Origin of the sequence: Exiguobacterium sp. s128, from assembly GCF_018618815.1 — a bacterium.
GTDB classification, from domain to species: Bacteria; Bacillota; Bacilli; order Exiguobacteriales; family Exiguobacteriaceae; genus Exiguobacterium_A; species Exiguobacterium_A antarcticum.
Map to the genome: position 1 here is coordinate 25,393 of NZ_JACSMT010000015.1, position 18,385 is coordinate 43,777.

Annotated in this window: 15 protein-coding genes; 3 read left to right on the forward strand and 12 right to left on the reverse strand. The window is 49.7% G+C overall.

Translation table 11 applies throughout. The annotated features are described in order from the left end of the window. The first annotated feature begins 72 nt into the window (after nt 1-72). Nucleotides 73-2,616, forward strand: a complete 2,544-nt coding sequence (locus KNQ13_RS07730; protein WP_209548237.1) for an ATP-binding protein — start codon at nt 73-75, stop codon at nt 2,614-2,616. A gap of 364 nt (nt 2,617-2,980) precedes the next feature. Here the strand turns inward: KNQ13_RS07730 and KNQ13_RS07735 are convergent, their stop codons facing one another. Both KNQ13_RS07735 and KNQ13_RS07740 read right to left on the reverse strand, forming a co-directional pair. After that, on the reverse strand, nt 2,981-3,763 hold the full coding sequence (locus KNQ13_RS07735; protein ID WP_071499893.1) for a flagellar hook-basal body protein: 783 nt from the start codon (nt 3,761-3,763) through the stop codon (nt 2,981-2,983). 15 nt (nt 3,764-3,778) lie between these two features. Then, nucleotides 3,779-4,567: a flagellar hook-basal body protein gene (locus KNQ13_RS07740; RefSeq protein WP_209548238.1), complete on the reverse strand. Its 789-nt coding sequence runs from the start codon at nt 4,565-4,567 to the stop codon at nt 3,779-3,781. Nucleotides 4,568-4,798: 231 nt separating this feature from the next. Between KNQ13_RS07740 and KNQ13_RS07745 the strand changes: the two genes are divergently transcribed. Next, nucleotides 4,799-7,303: a sensor domain-containing protein gene (locus KNQ13_RS07745; RefSeq protein WP_209548239.1), complete on the forward strand. Its 2,505-nt coding sequence runs from the start codon at nt 4,799-4,801 to the stop codon at nt 7,301-7,303. A 74-nt stretch (nt 7,304-7,377) separates the two neighbouring features. On the opposite strand, the gene KNQ13_RS07750 is transcribed toward KNQ13_RS07745, so the two are convergent. Next, nucleotides 7,378-8,574 (reverse strand): multidrug efflux MFS transporter, encoded by a 1,197-nt coding sequence (locus tag KNQ13_RS07750; protein WP_071499896.1) that lies wholly within the window; start codon nt 8,572-8,574, stop codon nt 7,378-7,380. 164 nt (nt 8,575-8,738) lie between these two features. On the opposite strand from KNQ13_RS07750, the gene KNQ13_RS07755 reads away from it, so the two are divergent. Beyond that, nucleotides 8,739-9,608 carry a hypothetical protein gene (locus KNQ13_RS07755; protein WP_209548240.1) on the forward strand — a complete coding sequence of 290 codons (870 nt, stop codon included), beginning with the start codon at nt 8,739-8,741 and terminating at the stop codon, nt 9,606-9,608. Nucleotides 9,609-9,705: 97 nt separating this feature from the next. On the opposite strand, the gene mreB is transcribed toward KNQ13_RS07755, so the two are convergent. The 9 genes from mreB to atpF all read right to left on the reverse strand — a co-directional run bounded on the left by mreB (nt 9,706) and on the right by atpF (nt 18,360). After that, nucleotides 9,706-10,689 (reverse strand): rod shape-determining protein MreB, encoded by a 984-nt coding sequence (gene mreB / locus KNQ13_RS07760; protein WP_071499898.1) that lies wholly within the window; start codon nt 10,687-10,689, stop codon nt 9,706-9,708. 169 nt (nt 10,690-10,858) lie between these two features. After that, entirely contained in the window at nt 10,859-12,163 is a 1,305-nt protein-coding gene (gene murA / locus KNQ13_RS07765) for a UDP-N-acetylglucosamine 1-carboxyvinyltransferase (protein WP_209548241.1), read from the reverse strand. A 235-nt stretch (nt 12,164-12,398) separates the two neighbouring features. After that, on the reverse strand, nt 12,399-12,632 hold the full coding sequence (locus KNQ13_RS07770) for a DUF1146 domain-containing protein (protein WP_014971395.1): 234 nt from the start codon (nt 12,630-12,632) through the stop codon (nt 12,399-12,401). Nucleotides 12,633-12,962: 330 nt separating this feature from the next. After that, nucleotides 12,963-13,376 carry a F0F1 ATP synthase subunit epsilon gene (locus tag KNQ13_RS07775; protein ID WP_012371539.1) on the reverse strand — a complete coding sequence of 138 codons (414 nt, stop codon included), beginning with the start codon at nt 13,374-13,376 and terminating at the stop codon, nt 12,963-12,965. A 26-nt stretch (nt 13,377-13,402) separates the two neighbouring features. Next, nucleotides 13,403-14,821, reverse strand: a complete 1,419-nt coding sequence (gene atpD / locus KNQ13_RS07780) for a F0F1 ATP synthase subunit beta (RefSeq protein WP_014971397.1) — start codon at nt 14,819-14,821, stop codon at nt 13,403-13,405. Between the two features lie 35 nt (nt 14,822-14,856). Continuing rightward, a complete protein-coding gene (gene atpG / locus KNQ13_RS07785) occupies nt 14,857-15,708 on the reverse strand; it encodes an ATP synthase F1 subunit gamma (protein ID WP_014971398.1) in 852 nt (283 codons plus the stop codon). Nucleotides 15,709-15,765: 57 nt separating this feature from the next. Beyond that, complete coding sequence (gene atpA / locus KNQ13_RS07790; protein WP_014971399.1) at nt 15,766-17,274, reverse strand: F0F1 ATP synthase subunit alpha; 1,509 nt, start codon at nt 17,272-17,274, stop codon at nt 15,766-15,768. A 19-nt stretch (nt 17,275-17,293) separates the two neighbouring features. Continuing rightward, on the reverse strand, nt 17,294-17,827 hold the full coding sequence (locus KNQ13_RS07795) for a F0F1 ATP synthase subunit delta (RefSeq protein WP_014971400.1): 534 nt from the start codon (nt 17,825-17,827) through the stop codon (nt 17,294-17,296). Further along, nucleotides 17,827-18,360, reverse strand: a complete 534-nt coding sequence (atpF, locus tag KNQ13_RS07800; RefSeq protein ID WP_014971401.1) for a F0F1 ATP synthase subunit B — start codon at nt 18,358-18,360, stop codon at nt 17,827-17,829. Before atpF ends, KNQ13_RS07795 begins: the two co-directional genes overlap by 1 nt. Nucleotides 18,361-18,385 lie beyond the last annotated feature (25 nt).

The window sequence follows — 18,385 nt, forward strand, 5'->3', positions numbered from 1 at the left end:
TTCTAATAAGTACTATTAAAATACTGGATTAATTTTTTGAAGCTGACAAAACCACATACGGAGGATAAAGACGTGAAATGGATTAATCAAAAAATTGGTCGACAATTGATGTTCGCTTTTTATATGGTTTTTATCGCACTGAGCCTGACATCAGCGATCGTCTATAACTATACAGAACGTAAGATCGATCAAACGAATGCGACGTTCGACGATCTACGGGAACGCCGGACAAACGCTAACGCGTTAGCCAACGAATGGACAGTTGTGCAGAGCAACGTGAAATCGTATGTGCTGTTCGGAACACCGGAAATGCTCGATACGATCAAAAGCAATCAGCGTGAAATCAATCGCTTGACGACGTGGTTCGAAGACAATGCCATCTATACCCAAGGAAAAGAATATGCGGTCGCAACACGGACGCTCTATGACGATTATTTCGGGACTGCTCTACCGCTATTGACCGAATATGTCGCCGGTAAAAAACAAGGTGCCATCGACGAATCGTTCCTCGACCCTAAAACACTTGCTTCCTTGTCGAACGGTGACGATTTATTCAATCAAAACGGCACCTTAAAAGGGACGAATAGCCAATTGACGACCGATGCCGATGCGGCGGGAATTGATCGTTTATTCGCCAATTACCTTACCTTGATTCAAAGTAAGGAAGTCGAGGCGAAAACAAGCTTGTTGAGCGAGATGCGTGTCGCCCAGATCATCTGGTTATCGAACCTGGTCGTGCTTGTCATCATCCTGCTGTTACTCGTCCGCCCGTTCATCAGCCGGGTGACGAAGCAGGTCAATACATTATCACGTGACAGTGCGTTACTTGCGGGCGGTGAAGACATTGCCGCCATCCCGTTACCGAAACGTCATGATGAGTTGTATACCTTAACGACTTCGTTTAACCGGATGGCAGCATCCATCGCCGACAACAAGGTCCATCTGCTCGCGAAAAACGAGGAATTACAAGCGCAACAAGAAGAACTCGTCGCCCAGCAGGAAGAACTGCAGGCGCAGCAGGAAGAACTTGAAGAAGCACTTGAAATCACGTTACGAAGCGAACAGCACTTGAAGTACCGAAACGAGTTGACGGAAACCCTTGCTTCCCGCGAGACGCTGACCGCTTACCCGGAAATCATCGAGAAGCTCGTCTCGATCACCCACTCGGAGATCGGTGCTTTGCTGTTCCTTGACCAGCATGATGTCCGCTCGACGATCGAATACGGGATGACGGAAGAGATGGTCAGCCAGCTTGTCCGTGACGATCAGTCGTTGTTCCACCGGGCGCGTGTCTTGAAACGACCGGTCCATTCGTCGAAACAAGTCGCACACGACAGTCCGTTACCGTATCCGTATTATATGTATGAAGTCGCTGTCCCGATTCTTGATCCGAACGAAGAAAAAATCATCGCCTGCGTTTATCTTGTCCGTTACCGCGATGCCTTCACACCGGAACAGATGGGCGATATCCTCTCGTTCTCGCATCAGTTGTCACTTTCCTTGATGCGGATGGGGATTTACGAAAAAATGATGCACGAGAAAAACAAGACGGGTCAATTGCTGAACTCGATTCGAGAAGCCGTCGTCTACATCGAACATGAATCCGATGAGCTGCTCGTCAACGAACCGTTGATGAAACTGTTCCCGGAAGTCCAGACGGAATACCAGGACGACAGTAACTTGTCGTCGTTCCGCCAGGCGATGTCGGCCTTGTCGTCGATCATCGACGAGCCGGAACCGTTCGAACAGTACATCGAACAGATCGTCGAACAAAACCTGCCGAACGAAAGTCTTGTTGTCTCGATTCGCTCTCACAATGCCTACATTCAAATCTATGCCGAAAAAATTCAAATCAATCAGGTTTGGGTCGGCACGATGCTCGTCTTGCGTGATGTCACAAAAGAGACGGAAGCGGACCGGATGAAGGAAGAGTTCGTCTCAACGGTCTCCCATGAACTCCGGACACCGTTATCTTCCATCTATGGCTTTACGGAACTGATGCTGAACCGTGAAATCGATGCGATGAAACAACGCAAATATTTAACGACGATCCACTCGGAAACCGGACGCCTGACGACACTCGTCAATGATTTCCTTGACGTGCAGCGGATGGAATCGAGCGAACAGCGTTACCAAATGGCGACGTTCGACCTCGTTCAGCTTGCAAGTGAACTGATTGATTTCCATGATGCGTCACATACGACCCATCAATTGACGTTCGAGGCAGAAGGTCCGATCATGATCGATGCCGATTCCGAAAAAATCAAGCAGTTGCTGAACAACCTGCTGAGCAACGCCATCAAGTACTCACCGGATGGTGGGGATATCGCGATCCAGATCCAGAATCAGGACGGGTTCGCAGAAATCACGATTCGCGACCACGGAATCGGTATTCCACAAGAAGCGATGTCGAAACTGTTTGATAAGTTTTATCGTGTCGACAATTCGGAAACCCGCAAAATCGGTGGGACCGGACTTGGTTTATCGATCTGTAAAGAAATCGTCAAACACCACAACGGAACGATCGACGTCGAATCGACGGTCGGTGTCGGATCCACCTTTACGATCCGCTTTCCGATTGCTGTCATCTCGACGATCCTGACGTACGAAGAATAATGCAGACGACAAAGGGGCTGACTCGAACGTGAGGATGTCTCTCGATTAAAAGGAATGAAGGGAGGTGGATTTCCGGTGTTTGATTCGGAAATCCACCTCCCTTTTCCTTCGTGAACAATAAGAATTTGCATAGAAACGGCCGATGCCCCCGTGAAAAGATGGGATCATCGGCCATTTGATTGATGGAGGACGGAAACGTTCATCCTCGACTCCTATGGGAAAAGGAAGCGCGATTAGCGCTTCCGTCAGGAATAGGTAAGACCCGGCATGACCGCATGGAATGTGGGCTGCCGCGGCTTACCTTCCGTCCATGGAAAGCGAGGATGTCGGAACCGTCCGTTACAAGGATTGATTTTAGCCTGACTTATTTAAGCGACGTCACGATGCCCATCATCTGGTCCGATGTCGTCAAGGCTTTGGAATTGAACTGGTACGCCCGTTGAATCTGCGTCAAGTTCGTCATCTCTGTTCCCATGTCGACGTTTGACGTCTCAAGTGTCCCGACGGTCAACGGATTACCTGCTGCATTCTGATATTGGCCCGTCGCCGTGTACAGCCCTGCTCCTGCTTCGGTCAATTCGCCGTGGTTCGGGATATCGGCGACGCCGATCCGGGCGAGTACACGCCGTTCTCCGTTCAGGATACCCGTGATGTTGCCGTCTTTGTTCAGTTCGATCGAGGTCGCATTGTCCGGTAACGTGATCGGTTCGTTGGCTTGATTGATGACAGACCGTCCCGCATCATCCGTCAACAGGACTTGTCCGTTTGCTTGCGGTGACAATTCAAAATTGCCGTCCCGCGTAAACTTCGTCACACCATCCGCATCAATCACACCAAAAAAGTGATGCGGATCGCTGAGCGCGGCGTCCAGGTTCCGCCCTGTATTTTGGAACGTCCCCGTCGTAAAGCGCGTCGCTTCATTGGCAACATAACCGCCGACACCGAGGCGAAGTCCTGCTGGTGTCGTCAACGGACCCGTTGCCAGTCCTGCCGGTTGATTGTTGAGGTTACGGACAAGTAGTTCATTAAACTGCGATTCACGTCGTTTATAGCCATTCGTATTGGCATTCGCCAAATTATGTCCTGTCGTATCAAGCTGCTTCTGGAGCTGCGCCATTGTACTGGCGGATGTATAAAGTGATTGCATGGATTTCCTCCTTGATTAACGGACACGTCCGATTTCCGAAACCGCTCTTTCAGCAGTCCGGTCATAGGCCTGGATGACTTTTTGGTTGGCTTCGAACTGTCGGAGACCGGCGTTCATCTGTGTCATCGTCTGTTCGACTTCAACGTTTCCTAATTCGAGCACGCCTTGGTCCACTTTGACGGCACCCGCGTTCAAGGCGTCCGGTGACCGGAACAATCCGTTCCCCGTCCGCTCGAGCGTCTCCGGTTGATCCGTCACGACAAGTCCGAGGTTCCCGATCGCTTGCCCGTTCCCGTCCGTGACGGCACCGTCTGCGCTGACGACGAAGTCTTCATTGACGACGTTCAGCGGTTGTCCATCCTCACCGAGTACAAGATCGTTTTCAGTCGTCCGTAAAAACCCATTCTGTCCGACGGCGAACTGACCGTTTGTCGTATAAAGGGTTTCTTCTTCACCGGTCGTCGGGTCCGCATGGCGAACCGTAAACAAGGCGGCTCCTTCGAGCGAGCTGATTTGAATGTCTGTCGCATTTCCCGTCTCAGTGATCGAACCCAGGGCAAAGTTCGGTGTCGCTGCCTGCATGAAGACACCTGTCGCCAGTTTCCCGACCGTTCCGCGTGAGCGGATGCCCGACTGTTCATTGACGGCCGACTGCTGGATCATCATCTCGGGAAATGTCCGAAGGGATGCCTGATCCGCACGGAAGCCCGGTGTCCGGGCATTCGCCAGGTTGTTACTTAACATTTCTTGTTGCCGTTGTAACGACTGCATCGCATTGGATGCCGTGTACATTCCTCGTAACATATGTGTTGGCTCCTCATTGACTTATTGTTCAATTCTCTTCTTTATAGTATATCGGTCAATTTTTTGGGAATTCGATGTTTTTTTCAAAATAAGGGAATGAAAAACGTAGATGCATCGAAAGACCTACCCCTTTCGTTCAAAAACATTTGCTTATTTTTCAACAGACTTGATATTCATAAATCCCATAAATTGTTATACTTACACCATGACGACACGAAACGAGGTGAGGTTATGCCCTTCTTTAAAAAGAAGAACACAGAATCTTTCATCAATGGCTCCTTGGATTTTAAACAGCTTGTCGACGCGACGCATTTTTTAGAGAATCATCCGGATGCCGTCTATACATTAAATTTGGACGGTCAGATCGTCTCCTATAATCAAAAACTTTCGCTTCTTCTAGGCTATGGGGGAAAACAACTCCAACACCAGCATTTCAGCGACTTCATTACACCAGCTGAAGCCAAACGAATTGCTCCGATCAAACAACGGGCCTTGAGCGGCGAAACCATCCACTTTACAGCAGAAGTCGCCCACCACGACGGGCATCGCTTAACGATGAACGTCACGAACATTCCGATCTATCAAAATCATGTCATCATCGGCGTCTACGGTATCGCCCGGGACATCACCCAACAGATCCAGCTCCGGCTTCAACATACCCGGCTGTCGGCGAAAGAACAATTGACGGCGTCACTTCCGGGACTCGCTTTTTTTGAGTACGAAACAAAACAGGACCGTCTCGCTTTATCGGTCCATTTCGCCTCCTTACTGGATATCTCTCAACATCGATTGGCTTCACTCGATTACGATGAATTTTTACTTGAAATCCATCCGGATGACCGGTCCCATTTCAAAAAACAACTGACACTCCTTCAGACAGGTGAACCAACTGTCTCCTGCCGCTTGCGGATGAATCAGACAAGCGACTACACACAAGACGTGACTTGTCAGGGACTCCGCTCCGAAGAAGGCAACCAGGAACTATTCAGTTTCCTCTTTCAAGCCGCCGCAAACGCGACTGACGATTCGGAAACCGAACGTGTGTCGGACCGGACCCTCCTCAATCAACAAGAGGATATCCGGAAGCTCTCTTTATATGATCAAGTGACCGGTCTGCCGAACCGGACGTTGTTCCTTGAAGAAGTCGAGCACCTGATTCGGACCGATCATCCGTTTACGATTTTATCGCTTGATTTCAATCAGTTGCATCAAATCAACGAACAGATCGGCTACGATATCGGCGATCAATGGTTGAGACAGACGAGTCGCTACTTGACGGAAAAGTTACCGGACCTTTACTGTTCCCGGCTTGCCGGTGACCATTATGCGGCCCTGTCAACGAAACCATTTGACGAGGCGGCACTAAAGGAGACGTGTCTCGATCTTCTGACGTTGAACGCGATCCGTTTTCAGATTGACGGCTACGAACTCGCAGCCGAACTGGCAATCGGTCTCAGCCCGTTCCAGCATGACGAGACGATGGCAACGGAGTTGCTGCATACGGCAAACCTTGCCTTGTCCCGTGCCAAACTGAAAGTACAGCCATCTTACGAATTTTATACGTCACAGCTCGATCTTGAAATCTACCGACGTCATCAGCTCGAACAGAGTCTGCGAAGTGCCATCAAACAGGATGAACTGTTTCTCGAATACCAACCAAAGGTCGACATTTGGAGTGGACAGATTTTGACATGCGAGGCCTTGATTCGTTGGGATCATCCCGAGTGGGGGCGGATTCCTCCGCAAGACTTCATCCCGTTGTCTGAAGAAGGTCACTGTTATCTGTCGATCGGGGATTGGGTGCTCGACACGGTCTGCCGGACGATTCAGTCCCTCCTGCAACAAGAGGTTCCGGTCGTCCCGATTTCGATCAATCTGTCTTCCAACCAACTGCTTCACCATGATTTCGTCAAAACGATCCGGACGTGTTTACACCGTTATCAAGTCCCTGCCCGGTACTTACAACTTGAACTTCAGGAAAGCGTGTTGTTGCATGAGAGCGGATTCGTCAAGGAGACGTTGCAGCAGCTCCATCAGTTAGGAATCCATCTGACACTTGACGGCTATGGGAGCGGTGTTTCTTCCTTGAGCAGCCTTCAGACTTATCCGATCAGCAGTCTGAAACTCGATCGGTCGTTCGTCGCCCAACTCGAAGAAGACGATCAATCGGTTCCGTTAATCAAAAGCATCGTCTACTTGGCAAAAGAATTTCAGTTATCGGTCGTCGCCGAAGGAATCGAGACGCTCAACCAACTCGATCAGTTCCGGGAATTTGAATGCCACGCCGTCCAAGGTTATCTGTTCAGCCGTCCCGTCGACATCGAGGCGTTACGTCTTCTTTTGAACCAAGGCGTCCTCCAACCTGTCGAATCGATGAAGAAGTCACCGAAAAAACCGTTGCCGTCTCTTCACGGACTCATCTCGATTACACGGTTGAACGGAAAGGATGTAAATGTCGGTTCTTCACCGATTCTGATTACCCGGAGTACGAACCGCTCCGTTCATTTTTATGCTTCGATCCGCTTGCCGGTCGACCATCAAATCGAACTGTCACTCCAATTGACCGACGTCATCCATCCGAAGACACTGATCGAACCGCTCGCCGTGACTGAACTCGATAACGGCCTGTTCCATTACTCGGCCGACTATAAAATTCGTGCCCAATCGGGTCAAATCATGAAGGCGCTCGAAACGTCCCAGCAACTGAAGCTCGATGAGTTCTTCATGTTATCCTGACGACCTGCAATCCGCTGACAATACATCAAAAAGGCGGTCCCGATGCAACATCGGAACAGCCTTTTTCGTATGAATCAAGAATGTTTTTTACTGAGGACAGCCGTTTGCGTCCGTTCGAGCACCGCGTTCGTAATGACGATCAGACCGGTGAACAGGAACAAGGCTTCAAAACCGAAGTGACCGGCAATCTGACCACCGGCCAGTGGTCCGAGGAAATTCCCCATGAACTGCGCCGACTGGTTGTAACCGAAGATCCGGCCCGACGCATTCGCCGGCGTATGTTTGCGGAGAAGTGTCTGGACCGACGGCATCAACGCCGCGGTCGCAAAACCGATTCCCATCCGTAAGATGATCAGTTGGCTTGTATCGGTCACGAAGGCTTGTGGAATCAAGAAGGCTGCGAAGATCAACAAGGCGAAGAACAGAACACGTTCCGCCCCGATCTTATCCGACAGGCGACCAAGCCGCTGCGCCGCCAGCAAGGCGGCAATCCCAGGTGCTGATGCGACGATTCCGGATAACAACGCCAACCGTTCCGTACCGGGACTGAGTTCCCGGACGTACAGCGATAAAATCGGACTAATCGATTGAGCCGCGAACTGAATCAAAAACGTCGTCAAAAAGAGACTTAGAATCAATTCCGGATGACGCAGTGATTGAATGACTTCTTTGGCTGACGCCATCGACTTCGTCTGCAGCGGTACGAAGTCTTCTTTGACGAAGAAATACGTGACGAGGAACGTCAGAAAGAGCGGAATGCTCGTAAAGAGAAAAACGGGTCGAAGCCCAATCATATCGGCAAGGAATCCTCCAATCAGAGGTCCGAGTAATCCACCGGCAATCCCACCGGTCGATAATGTACCGAGCGCCCAGCCACTTTTCTCTTTTGGGGTTTGTGACGCAATCAAGGTGATCCCGGCGGAGATGAATCCGGAGACGGCACCCATCACGAGTCGTAAGAAGACGAGTTGATAGACATCCTGAACGAAGCTGATTAAGAACATGACGATCGACATCCCGAGGCTCGCGCGGAGCAACATCAGCTTCCGTCCTTTTTTATCCGCGAGTCGTCCCCAAATCGGTGAGACGATCGCTGCGACGAGAAATGTCGCACCAAACGCGACGCCGGACCATGTCGTAATTTCCTGACGACCACTCACGCCCAGTTCTTCAATGAATAAGGGCAAAAACGGTAAGACTAAACTCAAGGCAGCAGCGGTCAAAAAACTACCGATCCAGACGACAACTAGATTTCGTTTCCACAATGGCATTGTGGCATCACTTCCTTTTTAATGGTAAATCCGTGTTAATTCAACAACTTCTAATATACACTTCACAAAGTAAAATGTCTACAGATTAAACTGATTCCATTGCCTTATATCCAAATCTGTCCAAACGACCGATACTTAGGTAACAACAAAAGGAGAGTGAAGATATGAAACGTTTTATCGTTAGTCTGATCTGTCTCTCGCTCGTCAGTGCATTTTTTCCTGTGAAGAGCGAAGCTGCCGTCACCGTCACGCGTCACACCGTGATGTGGTCAATTCCTGAAGCGAAACAAATTTCAACGAAAGTCACACAGCTGGCAAACAGACAGATGAAACGCGTCTACCTGCATGTCGCTGTCGAGGGTGACCGAACTCTCTACCGCACATTCGTTGAAAAAGCTCATCTTGTCGGAATCGAAGTCTATTTCTTATTCGGTCAGCCCAGCTGGATTACGAACGAAGGGACATCCAATCGTCCGAATGTCGAAGATCCATTAGCTTGGATCAACGTCTATCTCGAAGAAACGATGGAACGACCGGACGGCATCAGTGTCGACCTCGAGCCCTATGCCTTACCTGCCTGGGAAACGGACCAATCTGCTGTCATTGCTTCCTATCAACGACTCTTGACGGCTTTTCACGATGTCAGCGCGTCTCGCGGGCTTCCATTGCAACTGTTCTTACCGTTTTGGTTCCATACGGTCACTGACGTCTCCGGACGCCCGCTCAGTGAATGGGCGATGGAGCTCGCTGATGAAGTGACCTTGATGAGTTACCGGACGGTCTACGGCGGCGGGAATGGTCTTGCCGCAATCACGATGACCGATGCCTTATATGCCGCGAGCCATCAGCATCGTCTGTCGTATGCACTGGAATTCACAGAATTGCCGGAAACACCAAGCATCACGTTTTACGGAAAGACACGGACTACGCTCAATCAACTCGTCAATCAGACGATGAACGGTTCCCTGCCGCCAAGCGCCATCGTCTATCATGATTTTGAAGCGTATCAGGAATTCATGCGGAGTACGCAATAATCAGGAAAGATTGGTTCCAGAATTATCACTTTTTCTTACGTTTTCCATACAACAAGGGGTCATTCCGCGATTGGAATGACCCCTTGTTTGATTCGTCTCATTTCCCTAAGTGATCGAGCATGATGCCTGTCCCGCGTGCGACACATAACATCGGATCTTCTGCGATCAAGACCGGAAGTCCAAGTTCCTTCGCGAGCAACTGGTCGATTCCATCAAGCAGTGCCCCACCACCCGTTAGGATGATGCCGCGATCGATGATGTCGGCCGCAAGTTCCGGTGGTGTTTTCTCGAGGACACGTTTCGTTGCTTCGACGATTTCCATCGCCGCTTCTGCCAACGCTTCGTGCATCTCTTGTGAAGAGATCGTGATGTTGTCCGGGAGGCCTGTCACGAGATTACGACCACGAATGTCCATCTCTTCTTGACGCCCTTCGTCTGAAACGGTCGCGACCGTCATCTTGACGTTTTGAGCCGTCCGCTCCCCGATGATCAGTTTATGGTGATCCTTGATGGCGCGAATGATATCATGATCAAACCGGTCACCCGCCACTTTAATCGTTTCGCCACAGACGATGTCTCCCATCGAAAGAACCGCGACATCCGTCGTACCACCACCAATATCAATCACCATATGACCAGCCGGCATCCAAATGTCCATTCCGGCACCAACTGCCGCGACTTTTGGTTCGACTTCGAGGAAAACGGTTTTGGCACCCGATTTTTCTCCGGCTTGGCGAATCGCTTTGGCTTCGACCGTCGTGATGCTCGCTGGTGTACAGATCAACATCCGGACGCCACCAAACATACTCCGGACTTCAATCTTGTCGATGAAATGGCGTAACATCGCTTCTGTCATCTCAAAATCAGCAATTACCCCATCCCGAAGCGGGCGGATCGCGACGATATTTCCTGGTGTCCGACCGACCATCTGATGCGCTTCGGTTCCGACGGCATGAATTTTTCCTGTTGCTTTATCAATGGCGACAACCGATGGCTCATCGAGCACGATTCCCCTACCTTTTACATGAATGACGACATTTGCCGTCCCTAGGTCAATCCCGATATCCTTTGTAAAAAACATCTCGCGTGATCTCCTTTATCCACTGGCTATTATTCCAAAATATAGAACGTCGTTTGGACGTCTAACCCATTTATGTATACATACCTTTCAATTTTAGCACAGCAAAACAAAAAGAGACGACTTTCTTTTTGAGAAAGTCGTCAAGAATATAGTGGAATGAAATAAGAGCTTAAAGCTTCGTAGCTGCTGTTTCTTCAATCGCAACCGTTTCTTCCGTAATCCGCTCGACATCTGCGCCGAGTGCTTGTAATTTAAGGTGGAAATCGACGTATCCACGATCGATGTGGTGTAAGGCTCCGACACGTGTTTCGCCTTCAGCGATCAATCCTGCCGTGACAAGTGCTGCTCCTGAACGAAGATCCGTTGAAAGAACTTCTGCGCCTTGCAGCTGGATGCCGCCTGTGATGATCGATGAACGTCCTTCAATCTTGATGTCAGCATTCATCCGACGGAATTCTTCGACGTGCATGAAGCGGTTTTCGAAGACCGTTTCCGTGATGACTGACGTACCTTCTGCTTTTAAGACCAATGCCATCATTTGCGCTTGGACGTCTGTCGGGAAACCAGGGTGTGGCATCGTCTTGACATCAATCGCAATCAGCTTTTTCGGTCCGATGACACGAAGGCCTTCTTCTGTATCCGAGATTTTGACGCCCATCTCTTCCATTTTTGAGATCAATGGACGAAGGTGTTCGCGCTCTGCCCCGATGACTTCGACGTCACCTTCTGTGATGGCGGCTGCAATCATGAACGTTCCTGCTTCAATCCGGTCCGGAATGACATAGTGGTTGCCGCCATGAAGTTTTTCGACACCTTCGATACGGATCGTCTCTGTTCCAGCGCCACGGACTTTTGCGCCCATTGCGTTCAAGAAGTTAGCGAGATCCACGATTTCCGGTTCTTTGGCGACGTTCTCGATGACGGTCGTTCCTTCAGCAAGTGTTGCTGCCATCATGATGTTTTCAGTCGCGCCGACTGACGGGAAGTCGAGGTAAATTTTTGCGCCTTGAAGACGGCCGTCGACTTGTGCTTCAACAAACCCGTTTCCGATGATTGTTTTCGCACCCATTGCTTCAAAACCTTTTAAGTGTAAATCGATTGGACGTGAACCAATCGCACAGCCGCCCGGCATCGCGACGCGCGCGCGCCCGAGGCGAGCAAGGAGTGGTCCCATGACGAGAATCGACGCACGCATCTTACGAACGTATTCAAGTGGTGCCTCATCTTTGAGTTCTGCTTCCGCATTAACCGTTACCGTGTTTGCTTCTGCATCAAATGTCACTTCTGCATTCAAATTACGTAGGACGTTATTGATCGTATAGACATCTGCAAGACGTGGGACATTTTGAAGGACTGATGTTCCTTCTGAAGCAAGCAATGTTGCGACCAATGTTTTTAAGACTGCATTTTTTGCACCTTCTACTTTTACCGTTCCAGCTAGTTTACGTCCGCCACGGACAACAATTTTTTCCATTACTCATACTCCTCTGCTTTCGTTTCTGTTCTACTATTTATAATTCGCGATTGGTGTGAATCATAGTTGAAGACCAACGCATGATAGAAGAGAAACACACTGTAGTTTATCTCTCGTTCCAAATCCAACACGACTTTTCAGCTTTACAATGGTTTTGTTTCTTCATTATAAGAATACTATCCTGTTCCATACTAAATCAGATTCCCAATTTAGGGTTTACAATGAAGTTACAAGTTCACCCGACTAAGAACTGGAGACGCTGTGCGAATCCAGAATAATCGAGTAAAAAGCGGGCAACAAGTGAACCGAGCGCAATGGCAAGTGACACTCGTAAGGCAACCGCCTGTGGTCCTTTAGGATGTTGCAGGAACTTCTCCCACTTGACCGGAAGGAGTGCCCACCAGGCGAAGACGATCGCCGTGAGATAGACGAGCATACTGACTAATGCACTTAAACCGATTGACGTCACTGTTCCTGCACCTCTTCTGTTTCTGTTTTAGGTTTTCCCAACCTTACCATGATTTCATACAATGAATGATTGCGCAAACAAAATGACACAAGATAATTTATTTTAGCGTATAAAATATATTATTGGAAGATGATTATGGAAAATTCCGCATAATAAGATTGAAAAATGTGTGAAGAGGACACATATAGTGTACTTTTACGTTTTTGACCGTTGTTAAACCTGAATGCCTTCACTCTTTTATGAGAACGGTTGTCCCAACGGATTTTATTGACCAGTCATCAAAAAAAAGACCCGGTTTCCATTGACGGAAACCGGGTCTTTTTACTTGGTTCAATCGCGACCATACTCTTTTAGGTTGAGACGGTTGATTGCGCGTTTCAATGAAAGCTCAGCGCGTTTGAACTCAAGATCTGATAATTTCGTGTCCTGGAGACGACGTTCTGCACGGACTTTTGCAGCAGAGGCGCGGTCATAATCGACCTTATCCGCTGCTTCAGCCGTTTCCGCAAGAACCGTCACTGTATCCTGGCGCACTTCCATAAAGCCACCGCTGATAGCGATCAACGTGCGTCCGCCATCTTCGTGGCGCAACTTCAAGATGCTGATGTCGAGTGGTGTTACGAGCGGTACGTGGTGCGGGAGAACCCCGATCTCACCAGATATCGTTTTCGCAACGACCATACGGACATCGCCATCATACACTTCGCCATCCGGGGTGACGATATTGACATGAAGTGTGTTCATCTCAAGTCCCCCTTATGCTTTGTCACTTAGACAAGCGTCTTCGCTTTTTCAATCGCATCTTCGATCGGACCGACGAGACGGAATGCTTCTTCCGTCAAATCATCGTGTTTCCCACCGAGGATTTCTTTGAAGCCGCGGATCGTGTCCTTAACCGGGACGTACGATCCTGTTTGTCCTGTGAACTGCTCAGCTACGTGGAAGTTCTGCGACAAGAAGAACTGGATACGACGCGCACGGTGTACAGTCAATTTGTCTTCTTCAGACAACTCGTCCATACCGAGGATTGCGATGATATCTTGAAGTTCTTTGTAACGCTGAAGTGTTTCCTGAACTTGACGTGCTACGCCGTAATGCTCTTCGCCGACGATTTCCGGTGAAAGGGCACGTGATGTAGAAGCAAGTGGATCCACGGCAGGATAGATCCCCATCTCAGAGAGACGGCGCTCAAGGTTCGTCGTTGCATCTAAGTGAGCAAACGTCGTCGCAGGAGCCGGGTCAGTATAGTCATCGGCTGGTACATAAACCGCTTGGATCGATGTAACCGAACCTTTGTTTGTTGACGTGATACGCTCTTGGAGCATACCCATCTCTGTAGCAAGTGTCGGCTGGTAACCAACGGCAGATGGCATACGACCGAGAAGGGCCGATACCTCTGAACCTGCTTGTGTATAACGGAAGATGTTATCGACGAAGAGAAGAACGTCTTGTCCCTGCTCATCACGGAAGTATTCCGCCATCGTCAAACCAGTCAAGGCAACACGAAGACGTGCGCCCGGCGGCTCGTTCATCTGACCGAAGACCATCGCCGTTTGTTTGATAACGCCTGAATCCGTCATCTCATGGTACAAGTCATTACCTTCACGCGTCCGCTCACCAACACCTGCGAATACCGAGATACCGCTGTGCTCTTGCGCGATGTTGTTGATCAATTCCTGGATGAGGACGGTCTTACCTACACCGGCACCACCGAAGAGACCGATCTTACCACCCTTGATGTAAGGCGCGAGTAAGTCAACGACTTTAATTCCTGTTTCGAGGATTTCAACTTTTGTTGAAAGGTTATCAAACGTCGGTGCTTTTTTGTGGATCGGAAGACGTTCCACGCTTGCATCGAGTTCTTTTTCATCAATTGGGTTACCGAGTACGTTGAAGACGCGACCAAGCGTTGCTTCTCCGACAGGTACCGAGATTGGAGCACCAGTGTCCAGTACTTCCACTCCACGGCGTACACCATCCGTAGAATCCATCGCAATGGTACGGACGACATCGTCACCAAGGTGCAAGGCGACCTCAAGCGTCAAGTCGATAGCCACTTCTTCTACTGTTTGCGGCGTATATTGAATACGAAGCGCGTTGTAGATGTTCGGCAAGTGTCCGTCGAACTTAACGTCGATGACAGGTCCCATGACCGCGACGACGCGGCCTTTTAAACCGAGTTCGTTCATCGTGTTTCCTCCTAGCTATCATTACGCCGAGTGGATTACTGCTGGGCAGCGGCTCCACTGACGATCTCTGTGATTTCTTGCGTGATTGCAGCTTGTCGAGCCCGGTTGTAGACGAGAGTCAATCGACCGATCAAGTCATCTGCGTTATCTGTCGCACTTTGCATTGCTGTCATACGTGACGCATGTTCTGCTACTTTCGCGTCAAGAAGCGCACCGAAAATCAAGCTCTCCGCATAACGCGGAAGGAGTTCAGAAAGGATTTGTTCCTCACTTGGCTCGTACTCATAAGTCGTCGAAGACGAAGCTTCGATTTCTCCGAGTGGGAGAAGGGTTTCGACTTTCACTTCCTGGCTGATGACAGACATGAAGTGGTTGTAGCACAGCTTGAGTTCGTCGATTTCGCCGAGCGTGAACGCACTCACTGTACGCTTCACGATTTCTGCGACATCGACATACGAAGGAGAATCGTTTAGTCCTGTGATCGCGTCCGTGACCGTGATTCCGCGTGAACGGAAGAACTGGACACCGACTTTACCGACCACGAACAAGACGTAACTGTCCGTAGTATGCTTTTCATTGATTTCCCGGTAGACTTCACGCAGCACGTTGGCGTTATATGCACCAGCTAAGCCGCGATCCGATGTGATGACGATATAGCCTGTCTTTTTGACAGGACGTTTTTCGAGCATCGGATGGCTAGCACCTGTCGTGCCATTCGCAATGGTTCCGAGCACTTCCTGCATTTTCAGCATGTAAGGCTGGAACTTCGCGCTATGTGCTTGAGCGCGGTTCAGTTTCGACGCCGAAACCATGTTCATCGCTTTCGTGATCTGTTTCGTACTTTTCGTCGAGTTGATCCGCATTTGTATCTCGCGCAACGATGCCATTTCGATTCACCACCTTGTTAGTATCAAGAGCGTCCGGCCGAGCCTAAGAGAAACCTCTTAGACAGTCGGCTGGAACGTTTTCTTAAATTCTGAGATTGCAGTAACGATTTCTTCGTCAGCTGGAAGGTTACCTGTTTTACGGATCTCATCGCAAAGTTGTTTGCGGTTTTGATCGAGCCAAAGGTTGAGTTCCTTTTCAAAACGACGAATATCTGAAACGGCAACATCATCAAGGTGACCACGAGTCAAGGCATAGATGATGATGACTTGCTTATCGACAGTCAACGGTTGGTTGAGATCCTGTTTCAGAACCTCTACTGTCCGCTCACCACGGTTAAGCTTCGATTGTGTCGCTTTATCAAGGTCAGATCCGAACTGTGAAAAGGCTTCTAACTCACGGTAAGAGGCGAGGTCAAGACGGAGCGTACCCGCTACCTTCTTCATCGCTTTTACTTGAGCCGAACCACCTACACGCGATACCGAGAGACCCGGGTTGATCGCTGGACGGACACCTGAGAAGAAGAGATCCGATTGAAGGAAGATTTGACCATCCGTGATTGAGATTACGTTTGTCGGGATGTAAGCCGAGATATCCGACGCCTGTGTCTCGATGAACGGAAGTGCTGTTAAGCTACCGCCACCCAGTCCGTCATTCAATTTCGCTGCACGCTCAAGGAGACGTGAGTGAAGGTAGAAGACATCACCCGGGTAGGCTTCGCGGCCTGGTGGACGCTTCAGAAGAAGCGAAAGCTCACGGTATGCCGCTGCTTGTTTTGAAAGATCATCATAGATGACAAGAACGTGCTTGCCGAGATCCATGAAGTGTTCACCCATCGCTACACCAGCGAATGGTGCGAGGTAAAGAAGTGGCGCCGGCTGTGAAGCTGCTGCCGAAACGACGATCGTGTAATCAAGTGCACCGTTTTTACGGAGTGTCTCAACAACACCACGGACCGTTGATTCTTTTTGTCCGATTGCGACGTAGATACAGATCATGTTTTCTTCTTTTTGGTTGATGATCGTATCGATGGCGATCGACGTCTTACCCGTCTGACGGTCACCGATGATCAACTCACGTTGGCCGCGACCGATTGGAACGAGGGCATCGATTGCCTTGATTCCCGTCTGAAGTGGTTCGTGAACCGATTTACGTGCCATAACACCAGAAGCTTTACGCTCGATTGGGTTATAGTGTTCTGTTTCGATTGGACCAAGACCATCGATCGGCATACCGAGCGGGTTGACGACACGTCCGAGGAGTGCGTCTCCTGTTGGTACTTCCATGATGCGGCCCGTACGGCGAACAGAGTCGCCTTCTTTGATTTCAAGGTAGTCACCAAGAATGATGATACCGACGTTGCCTTCTTCTAAGTTTTGCGCCAAGCCCATTGTGCCGTTAGCGAATTCTACGAGCTCTCCCGACATGACGTTGTCGAGTCCGTGTGCACGAGCGATACCATCACCGATTTGGATGACTGTACCTGTCTCGTTCACTTCCATCGTAGAACCGTACTGCGCGATACGCGCTTTAAGCAGGGCGCTGATTTCTTCAGCTCTAATGCTCATGCGTTTCACCCCTATTTTCTTACGCTTTTAACAGCTCACGCTCAAGTCGCGTTAGTTTCGTTTCGATCGTGCCATCATATGTCGTGTAACCGATTTGAACACGAAGTCCACCGATTACGTTCGTATCAACAACATTTTCTACTTCAAGCGTTTTACCTGATTTTTGGCCAAACGTTTCTTTCACATTCGTGAGTTCTGCGTCTGACAGTTTGTATGCACTTGTTACGATTGCTGTCGCAACGTTACGGTGCTCATTTAACAACGCAATGAAATGCTCCGGCAATGATAATACTTCCGCCGCGCGGTCGTTTTCGACCATGACGAGGATCGTATTCAAGACAATCGTGTTGAAGCCTGTGAAGCTCGTATGAAGTACTTGCTTCAGCTCTTCTGCAGAAATCGATGGGTTGTCTAACACCGATGCGAGCTCTGGTGTTGCGTGGAGCACTTCGCCGAGCGTTCGCACATCAGCTTCTGCTTGTTCGAGCACATGGTGCTCAAGTGCAAGATCGAAGAGCGCTTTTGCGTAGCGTCCCGCTACGTGGTCACGCATTAGTTCGTGCCCTTAGTGTCAGCAAGGAATTGATCGACGAGTGCACGTTGTGCTGCTTCGTCTGTCGCAAGCTGTGTTTTCATGACGTGGCGTGCTGCAGCGATTGCTTGAAGAGCAACATCGTTCTTCAAAGCAGCTTGTGCTTCAGCGCGTTCACGTTCGATTGCACGGCGGGCTTCTTCCTTGCTCAATTCTGTTTCAACACGTGCCTGCTCCATCGCACGTGCTTGTTCTGCCTCAGCTTGACGGCGTGATGCTTCTAAAAGGTCACGTGCTTCCGTACGTGCCTTGTTAAGTTCTGCTTGTTGTTGTTCTACGTAGACTTCAGCGTCTTTCCGGCTTTTTTCAGCCGAATTGATCTCGCTCGCCACATGCTCTTCACGCGCTTTCATCATGTTGATGAGCGGGCCCCATGCGAATTTCTTCAAGAGGATGAGGAGCAAGAGGAAAACGACGATCGTGACGATCATATTGGCAAGTAAGAGTTGGCTGCCTTCGCCGCCTGCCTCTGCCGCAAGATACGTGAGATTCATTCGATTACACTCCCCTCGTGGTTGG